Origin of the sequence: Vogesella oryzagri (genome assembly GCF_040148885.1) — a bacterium.
In the GTDB taxonomy this organism is placed as follows: Bacteria; Pseudomonadota; Gammaproteobacteria; order Burkholderiales; family Chromobacteriaceae; genus Vogesella; species Vogesella oryzagri.
On the sequence record NZ_JBEFLD010000004.1, the window covers coordinates 464,255 to 484,510 of the forward strand.

Consider the following 20,256-nt stretch of genomic DNA (forward strand, 5'->3'; position numbering starts at 1 on the left):
CAAGGTTGGCCGCATGCGGCCAACCTGCCGGTGGTGTGTGTAGTACTGCCTTGCTTGCCGGCAGTCTGTGCGGGTGCGCAGGCTGCCGGCCGCAGGTCTCGTGGCTTGCTACCGGCTGCGCTTACTCCAGCGCGGCACCCAGGCGGCGGATATACCAGTCGGAAAACTTCTCCACCAGGGTTTCGGTAAACGGCGAGTACGGGCCCGGCTGGTACGCCGTGCTCTTGGCGCCGTGGTGCGACTCTTCCACCAGACGACGGTCCTGATCGTTGGTGGCGTTCCACACCGCGGTCAGGTTCTTCACGTCGTAATCCACGCCTTCCACCGCGTCCTTGTGCACCAGCCATTTGGTGCGCACCAGGGTGGTGTCGGCGGACAGCGGAATCACGCTGAAGGTAACGATGTGATCGGCCATGAAGTGATGCCAGGAGTTCGGCTGGGTCCAGAACGACAGACCACCGATGGAGGCATCCTTGAAGTCGGCCAGCAGTTTCTTGCAGGCGGCATTGGTATCCAGCGTCTGCGATTGCCCGGCACGGTCCAGCGGCATGCGCATGGTGCGGAAGCCAGACACGTCGGACAGCCGGTCCACTTCACTGGACGGCAGGCCACAGGACTCCCAGTGCTGATGGCGGTCGGCCACCATTTCTTCGTACTGGCGCAGGCCTTCGGCGGTGTCTTCCTTCGGCGCAAAGCCGTAGCTGTAGGCGAACAGCGATACCGTCAGTTCCGGGTGGTTGCCGGTACAGTGGTAGCACTCGCGGTTGTTTTCCAGCGTCAGCTTCCAGTTGCCCTGCTCGATGATGTCCACCTGCACCGCCACCTTGGTGTTGTCGATCTGGTGCGGTGCGATGTACGGGGTCATCACCTCGGCCATGGCGTCGAAGTCAGCCGGCGGCTCGTCGGCCAGACAGATGAACAGCAGGCCGGCCATATTGCGCAGGTGCACCGACTTCAGGCTGTGGTGCGACAGGTCGAAACCTTCCTGCATGTGATCGGCGAAGATCAGCTTGCCGGACAGGTCATAGGTCCACTGGTGGTACGGGCAGACCAGGTTGCCTACCGTGCCTTTTTCCTCGGCACACAGACGCGAACCGCGGTGACGGCAGACGTTGTGGAAGGCGCGGATTTCGTTGTCATCATCGCGCACGATCAGGATCGGCTGCTGACCCAGCTGCACGGTCATGTAGTCGCCCGGCTCCGGCACGTCTACCGACACGCCGACATAAATCCAGTGCTTGCTGAAGATGTGTTCCATGTCGGCATCAAACACCGCCGGCGAGGTGTAGAACGGGGCTTCCAGGCTGTAGCCCGGCACACGGCGGGCCACCAGTTCGCGCAGATTGACGGCCGGATGAAACGCGATCGTGCTGCTAGTCATGATGAACTTCTCCAAAAACAACGCGGGTTGTGGGTGTGCGCTGTTGCCGGGTGGGGCGGAAAACAGCAAGTAGTTGTCAGAAATCGACGAGATGATGGTCGCGCAGGTAATCCAGTAGAACTTGCGCTTTTTCGACAGGATCGCCCTGTTTTACGACCACGCCGCCGGCTTTGGCGCCATCGCTGGCAATCGCGCCCAGCATGCGCTCGTGACCACTGGCCTTGCTGGCCGCCACCAGCGGGCGGGCGCGGCGGTTGGCCGGCTCCAGATGGCAGACGCCAGGCGCCAGATTGGCAGGCGACAGGTGGCGGATCTGCCCCTGCTGCAGGCGCGCGTGGGCATACGGCAGCGGCGCGCTGGCGCGCTCATGCACGCTGACGATGGCCGGCAACGCCGCGGCCAACTGCCGGCGCTGACCCTTGGGCAGATACTGTTCCACTTCCACTTGTCCATTGCCGACCTTCAGCTGCAGCGCATCCGGCAGCAGCGGCGCTTCCAGCTCCTCGGCCAGCAGATAGGGCAGCATGGCGCTGCCCTGCCCGCCGCCGGCGCGTCGACCGCACAGCACCAGATCGACATCCTGCAGCTGCCGCGCCAGCACCCGCGACACATCGGCCCCGGCCACCGCCGGCAGCACGTTGACACAGCTGACACCCTGCGCCAGATACGGCGCCAGCGCACTATCGTCGGCATCGCCGGCATACAGCACCAGCAGGTGCTGCGGCGACGGCACCAGTTTCATCGCCAGCGCCAGCGCGGCGCTGTCGGCCGCGGCGGCACACGGCCGCCCGCTGACCGGATGGGTCCCCGGTGCCAGCAGCACCGCCACTTTCAGGTTCTGTTTGCTCATCACGCAGTCTCCAGCACAGGGTTGGCCGCACGTTCGGCGGCAAGCAGCTGGTTCAGGGCACTGATCAGCGCTTGGCAGTCTTCCACCAGGGTCAGATCGGCACGTTTGACGATGGGGGCGGCGGCATCCAGGTTGACGGCGATCACGTGCCGGCACTCCTTGATGCCCTGCAGGTGCTGCACCGCGCCGGAGATGCCGAACGCCAGATAGGCGCTGGCCTGCACAGTCTTGCCGGTGGCGCCCACCTGCTGCTCGCGGGCGAAGCGACCATCGTCCACCGCCACGCGCGAGGCACCCACGGCGGCACCCATGCGCTCGGCCAGCTGGCGCAGGCCGCCGGTGTCCTGCACGCCGTTGCCGGCGGAGACGATCAGGTCCGCCTCTTCCAGCGCCAGCTGCGACGCCGGGCAGCTGCGCGTGCCCAGGTCACGAATGCGTTCGCCGACATCCGGCAGCGCCAGTACGCCGCCATCATTGCCCTGACCGCGGAATGGCAGGCGGGCATCCGCCGCCTTGCGTGCCAGCAGCAGCACCGGCGGCAGCGGCTGCACCGCGAACTGGCCGGCAGGCGCCAGGCTGCGCACTTCGCGCCCCGGCACCACTTCGATCACATCACAGGCCACCGCCAGACCCTGGCGGCTGGCAAAACGCCGCCCCAGGTCGGCATCGGCGCCACGATCCGGCAGGCACAGCCGGGACGGCGCTTCGCGCTGCCACAGCTCGGCCAGCACCGCCAGCTTGCGCTGCGGTGCAAAGCCCGGGTCGGCGCACAGCAGCACGCGGTCGGCACCGGCCTCGCCGGCGGCGGCCACGCTGTCGGCATTACCGCCGAACAGCAGCGCCACCACTTCGGTGTCCGGGCTGGCCAGGATGGCGGCTGCGGCCAACGTTTCGCGCGCCGCCTCGTCCAGCGCGCCACGGTCGGTGTGCAGCACCACCAGGCTGCGCAGGCGGAACGGCCCTTGGCTGCGCTGTGGCTTGACGCTGCTGTGGCCGTGCGCGTTCTGCTGCAGCTCGCGGCTGCCCACTTCTTCGCCCAGCACGATACGTTTGAGTCCCGATGGCCCGATCACATAGGGGCGCCGCGGGTCGATACGCGGAATGGCTCTATCGTTGAACATGCTCTCCTCCGCTTTCATTTGGCCAGCCGGGCAGCGACCAGCTCGGCCAGTTCCACCACGTCTGCCCGCTCGCCGACCACGCCTTCCAGCATGGCGGTGCAGTTCGGGCACGCTACGGCCACGGTGCTGGCGCCGGTGGCACGAATGTCATCCATACGCATGTCCGGAATACGGCGCTCGCCCGGAATATCGGTGAACGAAGCCCCACCGCCCCAGCCGCAGCAACGCGCCTTGAGACCGGAACGCTCCATCTCCACCACCTTGATGCCGATGCCCTTGAACACCTGGCGCGGCGCGTCGGTTTCACCGTTGTAACGGCCCAGATAGCACGGATCGTGATAGGTGATGGTGGCGGCCTCGGCATCGGCCCGCAGCGGCAGCTGCTTGTTGGCCAACAGCTCGGCGATCAGCTGGCTGTGGTGCTGGATGCGGTAGTTGCCGCCCAGCGCCGGGTATTCGTTGGCCAGGCAATGGAACAGGTGCGGGTCCGGGGTCACGATGCGGTCGAAGCTGTAGTGACGCAGCGTGGACATCATCTTGTCGGCCAGCAGCTGGAAGGTCGCCTCGTCGCCCAGGCGGCGTGCCAGGTCGCCGCAATCCGGCTCGGCCTCACCCAGTACTGCCACCTTGAGATTAGCCGCTTTCAGCACCTGTACCAGTGCGCGCAGTGCACGCTGGTAGCGCATGTCGAAGGCGCCCTCGCCGGCCAGCAGCAGCCAGTCGGCGTGCTCGCCCGGCAGCAGCACCGGCACGTTCAGATCCACCGCCCAGTGGTAGCGTGCGGCCAACGGGTAGCCACCCACGGTGTCGGTATCGCGCAGATTGGCCAGCGCCTCGGCACCCTTGTTCGGCACCGTGCCGCGGGTCAGCGTGACATGGCGACGCAGGCTGACCACGGTGTCCACGTGCTCGATCAGCATCGGGCATTCCTGCACGCAGGCGCGGCAGGTGGTGCACGACCACAGTGTTTCTTCCGCCAGCAGGCCGCCGAGAATCGGCTGCTGCGCATCACCGCCGCGCAGCGCCTGCCCCGGGTGCGGGTTGCCGGCATAGCCCTGGCCATCGCCGGAAGCCAGACCGGTGACCATGTCCTGGATCAGCTTCTTCGGGTTCAGCGGCTGGCCGGCGGCATAGGCCGGACAGGCGGCTTCACACTTGCCGCACTGCACGCAGGCATCGAACGACAGCAGGCGGTTCCAGGCGAAATCCACCGGTTTTTCCACGCCGAAATCATTGCTATCCAGGTCCAGCGGCTTGAGGTCGGTGGAACGCTTGTTGCCGGAGAACCGCTCCTGGCGCGGGTGGAAAGCCAGGTGCAACAGGCCGGCCACCGCGTGCTTCATCGGGCCGCCCAGGCCAATGCCCAGCGCCAGCTCGGCGCCACCCAGCGTCAGCCCGGCCAGCGCCAGCAGTGCCAGCAGCTTGGCGGCACTACCCAGCGCATCGCCGCTCAGGGCCAGTACTGCGGCCAACCCTGCACCCACCGCGAACAGCAGCAGGCTCTTGGGCAGGCGGTTCCAGGCGCCCTTGGACAGGCGTGCCGGCGGCGACTTGCGCCGCGAGCGCACCAGCATGGCACCGGCGAACATCATCAGCGCGGCCAGCAGCATCAGCACATCCAGCGCCGGCAGATACAGCATCAGGCCATAGTTGGCCGCAGCCAGTGCCAGCACCGCCACCGCACCACCGGCCACGGCCACGTGGGCACGGGCAATGAACGGGTCGCGCGCCACCACGTGGTGCAGGTCGACAAAGTAGCGTTTCGGAATGGCAAACAGTCCGGACCAGGCTACCTGGGCATCGCGCCCCTGCCGCCACAGGGCGGCACGGCGTGCCAGCCCCAGCGACAGCAGAGCCGCGCCCAGCCAGAACAGGCCGGTAAGCGCGAGCGGGAGTGTCATGTCAGAAGTCCTTCACCAGACGCAGCGCGTCGTAGATTGCGCCGTGGATGTTGTGCATGGAGATGCAATCGCCCACCCGGAACAGCAGGAACTCGTCGCCTTGCAGCGGCTCGGACAGGCACGGCTGCGGCTGGGAGGCGAACAGGGTGTGCACGTCGGTAATGCCCTGGTTCTTGGAGCGTTCCTTCAGCGACCAGTACAGCGTGTCGTTGGGCAGAATGCCGTTTTCCACCACCACCTGGTCCACCGCGCGCTCTTCCAGAGCCTCGGTATATTCGTTGCGCAGCACCGCGATCAGCTTGTCACCTTCGCGGTAGACCTTGTCCATCCAGTAGTTGGGGGTCGGAATCATGCCCTGAGCATAGAGGCGACGATAGAAGATCGGGAAAGTGGTACCGCCGGTGTCGTCGCCCACTTTCACGTCCGGGGTAACGATCTCTACCTGGCTGCCGCGGCTGGCCAGGAAATCGGCCACACCAAAGCCGGCATGCCCGCTCACCGCGTCGTACACCAGTACGTTTTTCTTCGGCTCCACCTTGCCGGACAGGATGTCCCAGCCAGTCACTGCCAGGCCCTCGTCCACGCCCCAGCCTGGCACCATGCCGCTATTGGGCACGCCGCCGGTAGCCAGCACCACGATGTCCGGCTTCTCGGCCAGGATCATCGCTTCGTCGGCAGCGGTACTCAGGCGACGATCGACGCCCAGGCGCTGGGTTTCCATGTCCAGCCAGCGGATGATGCCGGCCATCTGCTCGCGCTGCGGCGCCTTGGCGGCCAGCACGATCTGCCCGCCGACCACGTCACTCTTCTCGAACAGCACCACATCGTGGCCGCGTTCTTTCGCCACGCGGGCGGCTTCCAGCCCGGCCGGGCCGGCACCCACCACCACCACCTTGCGCTTGTGCTTCGCTTTTTCGAAGGTGTGCGGCATGGTGGCTTCGCGGCTGGTGGCGGCATTCTGGATGCACAGCACGTCCTGGCCGAAGTATTGGCGGTCGATACAGTAGTTGGCACCCACGCACTGGCGGATCTGGTCTTCCTTGCCGTCGCGGATCTTGATCACCAGATGCGGGTCGGCGATGTGGGCGCGGGTCATGCCCACCATGTCCACCATGCCGCTGGCCAGAATGCGCTCGGCCTGGTTCGGGTCGCGGATACTTTGCGCATGCATCACCGGCACCTTGGATACCGACTTGATGCCAGCGGCCAGGTGCACGAACGGCTCCGGCGGTAGCGCCATCGGCGGCATGCAGTTGGCCAGGGTGTTGTGGGTGTCGCCACCGGAACCGACCACCGACAGGAAGTCGATCAGGCCGGTTTCCGACATCGCCTGCGCGATGTCCTTCAGCATGTCGTGAGTCAGGCCGTCTTCGTGGAATTCGTCACCGCACATGCGCAGGCCGACACAGAAGTCGCGGCCAACCTCTTCGCGGATCGCTTCGAACACCTGCATGCCGAAACGCATGCGGTTTTCCAGCGAGCCACCGTATTCGTCGGTGCGGAAGTTGGTACGCGGGCTCCAGAACTGGTCCATCAGGTGCTGGTGCGCGGCGGAGACTTCCATGCCGTCCATGCCGGCGGCCTTGATGCGGCGGGCGGCCTGTTTGAAGTCGGCGATGATGCGCTTGATTTCGTGCGGCTCGATGATCTTGGCGTTGCCACGATGCACCGGCTCGCGAATGCCGGACGGGCTGACCAGATGCGGCCAGTGCTCGCCGTAGTAGCTGGAGCGGCGACCCATGTGGGTAGCCTGGATCATGATCTTGGCGCCGTGGCGGTGCATGCTTTCCGCCAGCCGTGCCAGCGGATCGATGATCTTGTCGGTGGACAGGTTCACCGACTTCCACCAGCTTTGCGGGCTGTCGATCGACACCGGGCTGGAGCCGCCGCAGATGGCCAGCCCCAGGCCGCCCTTGGCCTTTTCTTCGTAGTAGCGGATGTAGCGCTCACCCGGCAGCCCACCTGGCTCGGCGTACACTTCGGCGTGGGCGGTGCTGACGATGCGGTTGCGGATGGTCAGCTTGTTGAGGGTAATCGGTTCAAACAGGTGCGGGTAACGCATGACTCACCTCACTTCGGCTCGACAGTGAACACACAGTAGTCGGCACCACTGCCGGCACACTGGGTTTCCGCGCTGATGGTGTGATAGTCGTGGCCCAGGTGTTCGCCCACCCAGTCCATGGCTCCGGAGAACCAGCCGGCAAACATGTAGCAGGCCATGCCTTCACTCTGCGGCGCACCGGCCACGCCCTGTGCCAGTACGAAACAGGAGTTATCGAGACGGATCTGCGCATTGCCGGTAGCCGGATCGGCACTAATAAAGGAGAACTGGCCCCAGCCGCGCTGCGACAGACGGTTCAGATAGTGTTCGAACACGGCCATGCCTTCCAGGCCATGGGTGCGCGCTTCGCTGTCGCACCAGAAGTAGGCCGAGCGGTAGCCGGCATCGTACAGCGCCTCGGAATAGGTGCCCTTGCCCAATGCCGCTTCGACGGCCATATGGTTGTTGACAAAGAAATGGCGCGGCACATACAGCATCGGCAGGCCATTGGTGGTCCACACGCCGGTATCCTGGTCGACGTCGATGGGTACGAGTGGTTGCATCATGAGTCTCCTGCACGTTGTGTTTGCGGGCGCGGGCTGCGCTCCGCCAGTCAGGAGAAATGTTGCATGAGGGCAATGCGGCCAACGTCGGCGGCAACGACCGGTATTTGCCGTCGCCCGACACGAAATGACGAAATCCGTCTTTCTTGCCCCACGCCGACAGCTGGCCGGGCAAGAAAGTGACACCGCCGCCACCACGGCAAGCCGACAAATGGCGACCGCGCGGGATGCGGCGACGCGGCCGGCCGGCCATGCCGGTGTGGGCGAATCGGCGGCGTGACCGCCAGGCGGATATAACGGTAGATCAGCAGCGGGCTGGCTGGATGCAAGCCGACAGCAGTCCGCCACGCCCCGCCGGCAGACCCGGCACTGGCCGCACGACCCGCCTGTGCGGCCAGGTTGGCCGCAGCAAGGGCATCAATATGGCAAACCGCCGAGCGTCGCTTGCAGTTAACCGCCGGCCTTACCCGCGGGCAATGCAACTGCAGCAGCGAATGCAACTGCGGCAGCGTTTGCCGTGCTGGCTGCCATCTTGTCGATTTTCAGCATTCGGCTGTCGTACCGCAGCCGTTCGCCAGTGTGGAGCGGCCTAGACTCCCGCTCAATATACGCGCAGCTCATCAATCGGAGGCCCCCATGCGTCTGCTACCACAAGTCCTCAAGGAACATGCCGCAGAGCTGGCTGCCATCGTGCTGATCGCCGCCACGCTGTATTTGCTGTTTTAAGCCGCCAGATCAACTTGCCCGCCCCGCCCGCGCTTTTTGCGCCACAGGCAGCAGCACAAATAAAAAGCCACGCTTGATTGCCAAGCGTGGCTTTTCGTATTGCGGGCTATTGCCGGACAAGGCAGTTAGCCCGCGCCGTGCATGCTGTCTTAATCGCGGTCACCGGCAAAGGCCAGCAGCAGCTGCAGCAGGCTGGTAAACAGGTTGTAGATGCTGATATAGATGCCCAGCGCCGCCGAGATGTAGCTGGTTTCGCCACCATCCACCACATTCTTTACTTCCCACAGGATCATCAGCGAGCTGAACAGCGCAAAGGCAGCGGCAATCGCCAGGTGCATGGCCGGCAGTTGCAGAAACAGGTTCGCCACCACGGCAACCATCAGCACAATGGCACCGACAGTCAGAAACTTGCCCATGCCGGACAGGTCACGCTTGGTGGTAGTGGCGATGCCAGCCATCACGGCAAACACCACCGCAGTCGCACCGCCCGCCACCATGATCAGCTGCGAGCCGTTGGCAAACTTCAGCGCGTATTGCAGCAACGGGCCAAGCAGCACCCCCATCAGGAAGGTGAAACCCAGCATCAGCGGTACGCCAAGCGCGTTATTGCGATTGGCCTGAATGGCGAAGACCAAGCCATAGAACACGGCCATGATCGCCAGTGAACCCATCAGCGGGCTACCCGCCAGGAAGGCAAAGCTCATCGAGCTGCCAACCGCAGCGCCGATGACAGTAGGAATCATCGACAGGCCCAGCAGGCCGTAGGTATTGCGCAGCACCTTGTGACGGCTGGCCGTGTAACTTGCAGTTTGGAATGCAGGTTGAAATTGCTGTTGCATGGCGACGTGGCTCCTCGCTCTGTAAGTAAAGTGTGGTTATGCAGCGTTACGACTACATCTGGTTACATAAGTTTCCATGTTGCTACGGATAGATGCAAGCACTTGCCAATTCACTATGTGCAGGCTACTATTCGACCCCTGCCAAGCAATGCTTGGCCGTGCGAGAGTGGCGGAATTGGTAGACGCACTGGATTTAGGTTCCAGCGCCGCAAGGCGTGAGAGTTCGAGTCTCTCCTTTCGCACCAACTTACAAATTACGGTACCGGACCTGCTGTTCGGCACCACTTCCAGCGGAAGCGTGGCCGAGTGGTTTAAGGCAGCGGTCTTGAAAACCGCCGAAGGTGCGAGCCTTCCGTGAGTTCGAATCTCACCGCTTCCGCCAATTCAAAACCCCCGAAATAACTTAGTCAGAAGCTGAAAATCAAGCACTGGCAAGGGATTGCGGGGGTTTTGTCTTTCTGCGCCACAGCAAGCCAAGCACGCCAAATAGCGCAAATTAGCGCCCCAAGTTGCCCCAAATGCGCCCCAAATTTTCAGCAACCCAATTCGCGGTACTCGCCTCGCAAGATTAGCCCGTCAGGCTGCTTGATGTAGCGCCCGTAGTGACGTCGAATCATCTCGACCGTTGCGTGACCCAACAGTTTCGCCACCGTCAATTCTGGCTCCCCGGCCATCAGCAGCATGGATGCAAACGTGTGGCGCGTCTGGTACTGGTTTCGGTAGCGGACCGTCGTTTCGGCCAGAATCCTGGTCCAGTGTGCAAGCAGCACCCTAACCGCAGTTTCCTGCGCGGCCATCACTTCCATCGCCTCGGTCAGGGCTTCCGGATGGTAGAAAAAATGCCCCAGTGCGATGCGTGCCAACTCCAGGTACTCGGGGTTGCAGATGACCTCGATCTCGGCCTCGACCACCTCTCTTACCCCTCGCCCGCACCATGCACTCAAAAAATTCCGCAATCAGCAGCTTGACTACCAGACCAGCTTCGGCCAGTTCGTAGACATCACCCTGGCTTACCTCCGGACGAAGCGCAGCGAGCCCAGCCCGCTTGGTGCCATGCCGATGCACACGCTGCGCATGCCCGACTTGCCGTCGGATGACGCCACCACACTGGTGCGACTTGGCCATTCCACGGTGCTGATCCGCATCGATGGCCAGTACCTGCTGACGGACCCGGTGTTTAGCGAGCGAGCCTCGCCGCTGCAGTGGGCCGGCCCGAAGCGCTTCCATCCGCTGCCGATCAGCATTGAAGAGCTGCCGCCTATCAAGGCAGTGATCCTGAGCCACGACCATTACGACCACCTCGACAAGCACACCATCCTGGCACTGGACCGCAAGGTGGAACTGTTCGTCACCCCACTGCGGGTTGGCGGTCACCTCCGGCGCTGGAGCATCAACCCACACAAGATCATCGAGCTCGACTGGTGGCAGCAGGTCAAGCTCGGCACACTGCGATTCACCGCCACGCCCGCCCAGCATTTTTCCGGCCGCGGCCTGCGCGACCGGGACCGCACCCTATGGGCGAGCTGGGTCATCGAAGGCAGCCGGGAGCGGCTGTTCTTCAGCGGCGACTCGGGCTACTTCCCCGGCTTTCGCGAGATCGGTGAACGCTGCGGCCCTTTCGACGTCACCATGATCGAGACCGGCGCCTACAACGCACTGTGGAGCGACATCCACATGCTGCCGGAACAGAGCGTACAAGCCCATATCGACCTGCGCGGCAAGGCAATGCTGCCGATTCACAACAGCACGTTCGATCTCGCTCTGCACGACTGGCACGAGCCGCTGGAGCGAGCCAGCAGCATAGCGGCAGCGCGAGGCGTCACCTTGCTCACCCCGATGATAGGTGAACCCTTGGCATTGAATGCCAGCACCACCGGAACGGCATGGTGGCGCACGCAGCCGGCTCCCGAACAGGGCCAGCTGGCCTGGCAGCCATGAAGCGGCGGCATTCCGTTACCACGCAGCACCCCGGCCGGCCAACGCCGACACGTTGGCCGCATCGACGCCCAGCCATGACAACACATCAACCTGCCCGGGCGTCCACCGTTACCACCTCGCCTGTTGCGGCGTACCGCGGCCCCGCGCCCGACAGTGCGACGCGCTTGGTAGCCATGGCGACATGGGCGCCCTCTTCTGGTCGTCAGTTTGTTACGGTTTTGTTTCCGGATGATTCCGGCACAACAAAATAAGGACAAACATAAATGAAGAGTCTCCTGAACACCGCACGCCTTACCTTGCTGGCAGGTAGCCTGGCATTGGGCACCAGCGCCCATGCCGACACTGCGGCCAACAACAACCTGCTGATTTCCGCCGTGGCCTGGAAGCAGACGGCCGCCGAATACAAGGCGCTGTACTACCAGGCTTACAACCTGGCACGAATGCAACTGGACCGCGCACTCGCTGGCCAGAAAAGTGGCGACAAGCCGCTGGCTGTGATCACCGACATCGACGACACCATCCTCAACGCCAGCAACTACTGGGGTTATCTGATTAACAACGGCCAGGACTTCTTTGACGATGCCGTATGGGACCGCTGGGTGCCGCGCAACCAGTTCACCGCCATGCCGGGCGCAGTGGATTTCTTCAATTACGCCAAATCGCGTGGCGTGGAAGTGTTCTATGTCAGTAGCCGCGACCAGGGCGACAAGACTTTCGACTATGCACTGGGTAACCTGAAATCGCTCGGCTTCCCCTACGCCGATGCCGAACATGTCACCATCCTGCGCGAAAGCTCCAACAAGGAGCCGAAGCAGAACGAGATCGCCCAGCACTACAACGTGGTGGTGATGCTTGGCGACAACCTCAACGATTTCCGCCGCAAGTACTACGTGAAGAATGTCGATGAGCGCACCCGGCTGATGGAGGAAGACCGCGAGCTGTTTGGCAGCAAGTTCATCATCATGCCCAACCCCACCGACGGCCACTGGATTCGCGCCATTTTCGGCGACTCTGAGCCGCCGGCCACCGATGCCAATCGCGCCAAATTCCGGGAGGCCGCCAGTAAATCTGCCTGGCAACCCTGAGGCAGTATCCATCCGTTGAAAACAGCCAGCCGACATGGCTGGCTGTTTTCATAAAGCGCATGAAAAACCTTTTCTTCACCGCTACCGACAATTGCCCTTGCCTGCGCATTTGGCGACCCGCCCCACTCAGCGACCTATACTTAAAAAGCGGCGCTAGCAGCGCCGGATGGCGCCTGAAAATCCGTCCGGTCTGCCGGTAAAGTCATGAGGCGCCAATCCTTGTAATGAGCTGGTCGCCATTTACCGTCAGGAGATAGCCATGTTCATCGATTCAAGCTGGACGCTTCCTATTGTTATCGTGGTGGCGCTCATCTGGTTATCAGCAGCATCGATTCGTATTTTCCGTGAGTATGAACGCGGTGTTGTTTTCACCCTTGGGCGTTTCTGGAAGGTAAAGGGACCGGGGCTGGTCATCATCATTCCAGCCATCCAGAAATCCATTCGTGTCGATTTGCGCACTGTGGTCCTGGAGGTGCCAACGCAAGATGTAATTTCGCGCGACAACGTTTCAGTAAAAGTCAGCGCGGTCGTTTATCTGCGCGTTATCGATCCAGAAAAGGCCATCATTCAGGTCGTGGACTACCTCAATGCCACCAGTCAGCTGGCGCAAACCATGCTGCGCTCGGTGCTGGGCAAGCACCAACTCGATGACATGCTGGCCGAACGCGAAAAGCTCAACACCGATATTCAGCAGGCGCTTGATGCACAAACCGACTCCTGGGGTATCAAGGTATCCAATGTTGAAATCAAGCAGGTGGACCTGACCGAATCCATGATCCGGGCCATTGCCCGCCAAGCCGAAGCAGAACGCGAGCGGCGTGCCAAGGTGATTCATGCCGAAGGGGAATTACAAGCATCAGAGAAATTGTTCCAGGCCGCCAAGGTGCTCGCCCAGGAGCCGCAAGCCATCTTATTGCGCTACCTGGAAACCCTGACCGTGATAGGCGCCGACAAGAACACCACCGTCGTGTTCCCATTACCAATGGACCTGATTGCCTCCCTCGCGGAAAAAACCAGGCCCCCGACCAGCAGTGCCTGATTCATACCAATCATGGCGCTAGCTAGCCCGCGGCGTCAGTCCGACCGCTCGGAACACGGGTGCGTCGCTGGAAATACGGCCTCTCAAACGCCTCCGGCGCTAGCCCATGTGCTGAGCGATGCCGGTGCTTCGGCTGGTAGCACCCCTCAGAGATGATCGAAGCCGGCATGGCGGGTGCCCCTCGGTTGTGACAGGTTTTTTCGCCTGATACGCTCCCGCTTCAGCAACGGGAATCAGCTTTATAGCGCCATCCGCAAGCCATGCCGCAGCGACCCTCTGCCGCCATGTGACTGCATCGCTCCGCCCGGACCGGTCGCGAGAACAGGTCGAGCACCACTAACTACAGCCTCTATGCGTGTGGATACGAGCAGATCACGGTTGTCGAACAACATTCATAGACACAAAAACTTCATGTAGACTACAATTTGTAGACAACACAGAAGCAATGAGCTCGGAGGCGCGTATGGGCAAGGCCATGATGCAGGACAAGCTGTTCAGCCCCCCGGCCACGTCGGACCGCAAAGCTGCACTGGCCCACGTGCTCCGGCAACGCATCCTGACGATGGAGCTTGCCCCGGGTGCAGTGCTTGACGAGATTGCGCTGAGCGAGGAGTTCGGACTGTCGCGCCCTCCCGTGCGCGAGCTCATGCGACAGATGGCGGCCGAAGGCTATATCGAGCTTGAGGCCAACCGTGCCGCGCGTGTTACGTCCATGAGCTACCAGTCCCTGCGCAATTTTTTCCTGGCCGCTCCACTGGTCTACGTGGCAACCACAAAAATCGCGGCCTTGAATGCATCGCCAGATGAAATACAAGGCCTGAAGCTGATACAAAACCGCTTCCGCCTGGCGGTTGAACAGTGCGACATTGATAGCCGGGTTTATTACAACGATCAATTTCACCTGGAAATTGGCAAAATGGCTCACAATCCGTACTTGATGCCAAGCCTTAATCGTTTACTGATTGACCATGCCCGGTTAGCAAAAACCTTTTACCAGCCCAACAATAGCCATATGCAAGCAGACCTGGAGTCTGCAGTACAACAACACGAAGAAATCATAGCAGCCATTGAACGGCATGATGCCGATGCGGCCGTAGAAATTGTTCGTGCCCATCTTGAATTATCACGGCGCAATATGGCAATGTACGTCGCCCCTGAAGGGCTGGAAGTCCCAGCGGATATCTAGCGGCGGCCAGTTAACAACCGAGAGCAGCAATAATAAAGGCCTTCTCTCGGCAGGAATGCGGCCAACCATCACGCCGTCAATTTGCAGTACCTGAATTTGAAATTCAACCACCCCCAGTGGCGCCTTCTAGTTGCCCAGGAAAAGCCATGAACAGCAATCACCCATCAAATCAGGAAAACAAGACCAAGCCGCTTTCAGTGGCCTTTCTGCTTTCCCCTGATTTCACCCTTAGTGCATTCTCGAATTTTGTGGATGCGCTACGCCTGGCAGCGGACGACGGCGATTTCAGCCGCCAGATACGATGCAAATGGAAAGTGCTCAGCTATAATAGCCAGCCAATCAGATCCAGCTGTGGCATCGAAATATCACCAACCGCCGATCTGGTTGAGCCAGGGCTGTTCGATTACATTGTTGTCGTAGGTGGGTTATTGCATTCCGGGAAAAAAATCGCACCACCCTTGGTAAGCTATCTAAAGAAAGCCGCAGAGCAGAACGTTCCACTCGTTGGGGTCTGCACCGGGAGTTTCATTCTGGCGCGCGCCGAATTGATGAATGGCCACAAGACCTGTGTAAGCTGGTTTCATCACCAGCAATTTGAAGCGGAATTCCCAAAGCTGCATGTAAACTCTGACAGCCTATTCATCAATGATGGCAACCGCATTACATGTGCCGGCTCGGCTGGCGTCATGCACCTCGCTGCCCACATCATTGAAAAGCACTGCGGCAAGCATGAGGCCAGCCGCGCCCTGCGCATTATGCTGGAAGAATTCCCCCTATCCGAAAAAACACCACAGCCGCAGCCATTCATAAAAAACAAAATATCCAACATCAATGTTAACAAAGCCATTTCTTTAATTGAAAGAAACATCAGCACCCCTCTTTCCATTGAAGAAATAGCAAACAAAGTAAACCTCAGCCATAGGCACCTGGAGCGGATTTTTCAAAAAGAGATCGGCATGTCCCCGGCAGAGTTTTCCATAAAAATAAGAATCAACCACGCCAAGAATCTGCTAATCAACACCAACAGCCAGGTTTCATTTATTGCAATGGAATGCGGATTTCTGGACACTTCTCACTTCTCGCGGCGCTTCAGAATAGAATTCGGGAAGTCGCCAACCGAAGTAAGAAAGGAAGCCATTCTGAAGCACGGCAAAAAGTAATTTCCACGCCAGCATCCGTTCATGCCTGCCCGGTGAAATCACGGCATGAACAAAACCGTACCACGGCAAAAGCATCATCCCCCTCACAAGCAACACGGGCAGTTGCTTGTCTAACCCGACTGGCTTCTTGCTACCCCCCAGCAGCGGAAAACCTGGACAGTAATCTGGCATTACTGCAGCCATCACCGCCCACTTGCCCATCAAATATCTTTTGACCCGGTGTCCGCAGAGCAGGCCAGGATGGTTTATCACCAGCCACATCAGCCCCCTACTTTCGCAGACCATCGCATCGCTCCCAACGCCGACACCCAGCACACTAGCGACTCCGACACCCAGAAACCACAAGCAGGCAACACACGGCAAACGCTCCAGAGCCAAGCGCGACAACAGGCTCAATCAGCACATTCTTTGTCGTATCTCGACAAGTCCACAGCAAACATTCGTAGTTCAATCAAAAAATACGTCAGGTCTTTTGTAGCCGAGTTTCAATTAGCCCACAAAACGATCATTTATAAGTACATATTAATTTAGTGGCGTTATCACTTCACTAATTACTAAAAATACAACTTTGCCGCTCTAGCCAAGCCGTCTTGGCTAGCTTTTCTTTTGGACCGCAACTCAGGCTGGAGTGACATGAACGCCATCCGCAGCATCCTGATCGCCAACCGCAGCGAAATCGCCATTCGTGTCATGCGCGCCGCCAGCGAAATGAACATTCGCACCGTCGCCATCTACGCCGAAGAGGACAAGCTCGCGCTGCACCGTACCAAGGCCGACGAGGCCTACCAGGTCGGCGCCGGCAAGAAGCCGATCGCCGCCTACCTGGACATTCCGGACATCATCCGCATCGCCAAGGAGACCGGCGTCGATGCCATCCACCCCGGCTACGGCTTTCTGTCCGAGAACCCGGACTTCGCCGAGGCCTGTGCCGCCGCTGGCATCACCTTCATCGGCCCCAAACCGCAGGTGATGCGCCAGCTGGGCAACAAGGTGGCGGCGCGCGAACTGGCGCAGGCTGCCGGGGTGCCGGTGGTACCGGCTACCGGCGCGCTGCCGTATGACGTGGCCGAGGCCAAAACGTTGGCCGCAGCGGTGGGCTACCCGCTGATGCTGAAGGCCAGCTGGGGTGGTGGCGGCCGCGGCATGCGCGTGGTGGAGCACGAGGGCGAGCTGGCCGATGCGATGGAGGTGGCGCGGCGCGAGGCGCTGGCGGCCTTCGGCAACGACGAGGTGTACCTGGAGAAGCTGGTGCGCCGCGCGCACCACGTCGAAGTGCAGGTGCTGGGCGACCAGCACGGCAACCTGGTGCACCTGTTCGAGCGCGACTGCTCGGTGCAGCGTCGCAACCAGAAAGTGGTGGAGCGCGCGCCGGCGCCGTACCTGAGCGAGCAGCAGCGCGCCGAACTGTGCGCGGCCGCCCTGAAGCTGGCGCGACAGGTGGACTACACCCACGCCGGCACGGTGGAATTCCTGCAGGATGCCGACAGCGGCCAGTTCTACTTCATCGAGGTCAACCCGCGCATCCAGGTGGAACACACCGTCACCGAGGCGGTGACCGGCGTGGACATCGTCAAGGCACAGATCCGTATCTCCGAAGGTGCGCGCATCGGCAGCGTGGAAAGCTTCGTGCCGGCGCAGGCCGACATCCGCCTGAGCGGCCATGCGCTGCAGTGCCGCGTCACCACCGAAGATCCGGAAAACGGCTTCACCCCCGACTACGGCCGCCTCACCGCCTACCGCAGCGCTGCCGGTTTCGGCGTGCGGCTGGATGGCGGCACCGCCTACGGCGGCGCGGTGATCACCCCGTTCTATGACTCGCTGCTGGTCAAGGTGACGGTATGGGGCCACACCGCCAGCGAGGCCAACGCCCGCATGCACCGCGCGCTGCGCGAGTTCCGCATCCGCGGCGTGTCCAGCAACCTGCCGTTCCTGGAAAACGTCATCACCCACCCCTTGTTCGTATCCGGGCAGTGCACCACCCGTTTCATCGATACCAGCCCGGAGCTGTTCCGCTTCTCCGCACGGCGCGACCGTGCCACCCGCCTGCTGAACTTCCTCGGCGAGGTGATCGTCAACGGCAACCCGGAAATGGCAGGCCGTCAGCATCCCAACCCACTGCCGGCGCAGCCACGGCTACCGGTGGTGACGACCCCGCCCCCCACCGTCAAAGGCAGCCGCGACCGCTTACAGGAACTCGGTGCCGAGCGCTTCGCGCAGTGGATGCGCGAGCAGCCGCAGGTGCTGATCACCGATACCACCATGCGCGACGCACACCAGTCGCTATTTGCCACCCGCATGCGCAGCGCCGACATGCTGGCGATTGCGCCGTACTACGCCAAGCTGGCGCCGCAGCTGCTGTCGCTGGAATGCTGGGGCGGTGCGACGTTTGACGTGGCGATGCGCTTCCTGAAGGAAGACCCGTGGCAACGGTTGGCCGCACTGCGCGAAGCGGTGCCCGGCACCCTGCTGCAGATGCTGCTGCGCGCCTCCAACGCGGTGGGCTACACCAACTATCCAGACAATGTGGTGCGCCAGTTCATCCAGCAGGCCGCCGCCGGCGGCGTGGACCTGTTCCGCGTGTTCGACTCGCTGAACTGGGTGGACAATATGCGCGTGGCGATGGACGCGGTGCGCGAATCCGGCGCGCTGTGCGAGGCCGCCATCTGCTACACCGGCGACCTGTTCGACAGCAGCCGCCCGCGCTACAACCTGCGCTACTACGTGGACATGGCCAAGCAGCTGGAACAGGCCGGCGCCCACATCATCGCCATCAAGGACATGGCCGGCATCTGCAAGCCGCGTGCCGTCTCGGCACTGGTCAGCGCCCTCAAGCAGGAAGTCGGCCTGCCGATCCACTTCCACACCCATGACACCTCCGGCATTGCCGCCGCCAGCGTACTGGCCGCCATTGATGCCGGCGTCGACGCGGTGGACGCGGCGCTGGACGCCATGAGCGGGCTGACTTCGCAGCCGAACATGGGCTCCATCGTGGCCGCGCTGGCCGGCGGGCCGCGCGACAGCGGACTGGACCCGCAGGCGCTGCAGCAGCTGTCGGACTACTGGGAACAGGTGCGCCGCAGCTACGCGCCGTTCGAGGCCGACATGCGCGCCGGCACCGCCGCGGTGTACCACCACGAAATGCCAGGCGGCCAGGTGACCAACCTGCGCGAACAGGCTCGCTCGCTGGGGCTGGAGGCGCGCTGGCCGGAAGTGGCCGAAGCCTATGCCCAGGTCAACCTGCTGTTCGGCGACATCGTCAAGGTCACTCCCACCTCCAAGGTGGTGGGAGACATGGCGCTGTTCATGGTCTCCAACGGGTTGACCCCGGCCCAGGTGGCCGACCCGCAACGGGCGATCGACTTCCCGGATTCGGTGGTGTCGCTGTTCAAGGGCGAGCTGGGTTACCCGGCGCACGGCTTCCCCGAGGCGCTGCAGCGCAAGGTGCTGAAAGGCGAGACGGCGCTGACCAAACGCGCCGGCGCACTGCTGCCGCCGGTGGACCTGGCGGCGGAGCAGCAAAAGTTGGCCGCCAGCCTTGGGCGTGAATGCACGGAACAGGAACTGGCCTCGCACCTGATGTACCCCAAGGTGTTCAAGGACTTCGCCACCCATGCGGCCAACTATGGCGACGTGTCGGTGCTGCCGACCAGCGCCTTCTTCTACGGCCTGAAGGAAGGCGAAGAAGTCTGCATCGAGCTGGAACGCGGCAAGACGCTGCTGCTGCAGTTGCTGGGCCGCGCCGACACCGACGACGGCCACGTGAAACTGTTCTTCGAACTCAACGGCCAGGCGCGGGTCGTCAAGGTAGCCAAGGCCGGCGCAGAAGCCGCCAGCAGCCAGCCCAAGGCGGAGGAGGACAACCCGCACCACGTCGGCGCACCGATGCCAGGCATGGTCAGCACCGTGCTGGTGGCGCCCGGTCAGACGGTGGCGCAGGGCGACACCCTGCTGACCATCGAGGCGATGAAGATGGAAGTGGCGATCAAGGCGGAGCGCGATGGCGTGATCCAGCAGGTGCTGGTGACATCGGGCAAGCGGATTGCCAATAAGGATTTGTTGGCCGTGTTTGCGTAGTTGCTTCTCTGTGGGTGCTTGTACCCTTACCCCGCCTCTTCCCCTGGCGGGGTTTTTTTATGCCATGCGCGGCTTGGTGGGCATCTCTATCGCCCCCAGACAGCCCGCCATGCGGCCAATGGTCCAGGCGCGACGCAATAAGCACGTAGCGTGTCCGTTTTGGTCAATCTTTAATTGCCCAGTTGGCCAACAATCAACTCACATCTGGCAACAATTATGGGGCGCTCCATGGCAAACCGTTACTCCTTCTGGAGCCTGCTCAAACACGGGCTCAAACATCACGAAACCTGGCAACCGGCCTGGCGTACACCGCAGCTCAAGCCACGTTACGACGTGATCATCATCGGCGGTG

14 protein-coding genes and 2 tRNA genes are annotated in these 20,256 nt (G+C 62.0%); 8 read left to right on the forward strand and 8 right to left on the reverse strand.

What is annotated here, in order from left to right; genetic code table 11:
* Positions 1-121 precede the first annotated feature (121 nt).
* The 7 genes from ABNW52_RS09960 to ABNW52_RS09990 all read right to left on the reverse strand — a co-directional run bounded on the left by ABNW52_RS09960 (position 122) and on the right by ABNW52_RS09990 (position 9,422).
* Entirely contained in the window at positions 122-1,381 is a 1,260-nt protein-coding gene (locus tag ABNW52_RS09960; RefSeq protein ID WP_349587072.1) for an aromatic ring-hydroxylating oxygenase subunit alpha, read from the reverse strand.
* 76 nt (positions 1,382-1,457) lie between these two features.
* A complete protein-coding gene (locus ABNW52_RS09965; protein WP_349587075.1) occupies positions 1,458-2,231 on the reverse strand; it encodes an electron transfer flavoprotein subunit beta in 774 nt (257 codons plus the stop codon).
* Positions 2,231-3,352 (reverse strand): electron transfer flavoprotein subunit alpha/FixB family protein, encoded by a 1,122-nt coding sequence (locus tag ABNW52_RS09970; protein WP_349587078.1) that lies wholly within the window; start codon positions 3,350-3,352, stop codon positions 2,231-2,233. The genes ABNW52_RS09965 and ABNW52_RS09970 overlap by 1 nt, the downstream gene beginning before the upstream one ends.
* A 14-nt stretch (positions 3,353-3,366) precedes the next feature.
* The gene (locus ABNW52_RS09975) at positions 3,367-5,253 is read right to left on the reverse strand and encodes a (Fe-S)-binding protein (protein WP_349587081.1); all 1,887 of its coding nucleotides are present in this window, start codon (positions 5,251-5,253) and stop codon (positions 3,367-3,369) included.
* A gap of 1 nt (position 5,254) precedes the next feature.
* On the reverse strand, positions 5,255-7,315 hold the full coding sequence (locus ABNW52_RS09980) for an NADH:flavin oxidoreductase (RefSeq protein WP_349587084.1): 2,061 nt from the start codon (positions 7,313-7,315) through the stop codon (positions 5,255-5,257).
* Positions 7,316-7,323: 8 nt separating this feature from the next.
* On the reverse strand, positions 7,324-7,860 hold the full coding sequence (locus ABNW52_RS09985) for a DUF5943 domain-containing protein (protein ID WP_349587087.1): 537 nt from the start codon (positions 7,858-7,860) through the stop codon (positions 7,324-7,326).
* A gap of 872 nt (positions 7,861-8,732) precedes the next feature.
* On the reverse strand, positions 8,733-9,422 hold the full coding sequence (locus tag ABNW52_RS09990; protein WP_349587090.1) for a Bax inhibitor-1/YccA family protein: 690 nt from the start codon (positions 9,420-9,422) through the stop codon (positions 8,733-8,735).
* A gap of 160 nt (positions 9,423-9,582) precedes the next feature.
* Between ABNW52_RS09990 and ABNW52_RS09995 the strand changes: the two genes are divergently transcribed.
* Together ABNW52_RS09995 and ABNW52_RS10000 are read left to right on the forward strand one after the other, a co-directional pair.
* A tRNA-Leu gene (locus tag ABNW52_RS09995) sits at positions 9,583-9,667 on the forward strand.
* Positions 9,668-9,714: 47 nt separating this feature from the next.
* Positions 9,715-9,804 (forward strand) — tRNA-Ser (locus ABNW52_RS10000).
* Between the two features lie 151 nt (positions 9,805-9,955).
* On the opposite strand, the gene ABNW52_RS10005 is transcribed toward ABNW52_RS10000, so the two are convergent.
* Positions 9,956-10,333 carry a site-specific integrase gene (locus ABNW52_RS10005; protein ID WP_349587093.1) on the reverse strand — a complete coding sequence of 126 codons (378 nt, stop codon included), beginning with the start codon at positions 10,331-10,333 and terminating at the stop codon, positions 9,956-9,958.
* On the opposite strand from ABNW52_RS10005, the gene ABNW52_RS10010 reads away from it, so the two are divergent.
* The 6 genes from ABNW52_RS10010 (at position 10,308) to ABNW52_RS10035 (ending at position 19,904) form a co-directional block, all read left to right on the forward strand.
* Positions 10,308-11,360 (forward strand): MBL fold metallo-hydrolase, encoded by a 1,053-nt coding sequence (locus ABNW52_RS10010; RefSeq protein ID WP_349587096.1) that lies wholly within the window; start codon positions 10,308-10,310, stop codon positions 11,358-11,360. The genes ABNW52_RS10005 and ABNW52_RS10010 overlap by 26 nt on opposite strands.
* A 263-nt stretch (positions 11,361-11,623) precedes the next feature.
* Positions 11,624-12,445 (forward strand): 5'-nucleotidase, lipoprotein e(P4) family, encoded by an 822-nt coding sequence (locus ABNW52_RS10015; protein ID WP_349587099.1) that lies wholly within the window; start codon positions 11,624-11,626, stop codon positions 12,443-12,445.
* A 259-nt stretch (positions 12,446-12,704) separates the two neighbouring features.
* Complete coding sequence (locus ABNW52_RS10020; RefSeq protein WP_349587102.1) at positions 12,705-13,484, forward strand: slipin family protein; 780 nt, start codon at positions 12,705-12,707, stop codon at positions 13,482-13,484.
* A 463-nt stretch (positions 13,485-13,947) separates the two neighbouring features.
* On the forward strand, positions 13,948-14,670 hold the full coding sequence (locus ABNW52_RS10025) for a GntR family transcriptional regulator (protein ID WP_349587105.1): 723 nt from the start codon (positions 13,948-13,950) through the stop codon (positions 14,668-14,670).
* Between the two features lie 146 nt (positions 14,671-14,816).
* Entirely contained in the window at positions 14,817-15,830 is a 1,014-nt protein-coding gene (locus ABNW52_RS10030; protein WP_349587108.1) for a GlxA family transcriptional regulator, read from the forward strand.
* A 633-nt stretch (positions 15,831-16,463) separates the two neighbouring features.
* The gene (locus ABNW52_RS10035) at positions 16,464-19,904 is read left to right on the forward strand and encodes a pyruvate carboxylase (RefSeq protein WP_349587111.1); all 3,441 of its coding nucleotides are present in this window, start codon (positions 16,464-16,466) and stop codon (positions 19,902-19,904) included.
* The last annotated feature ends 352 nt before the right edge of the window (positions 19,905-20,256 follow it).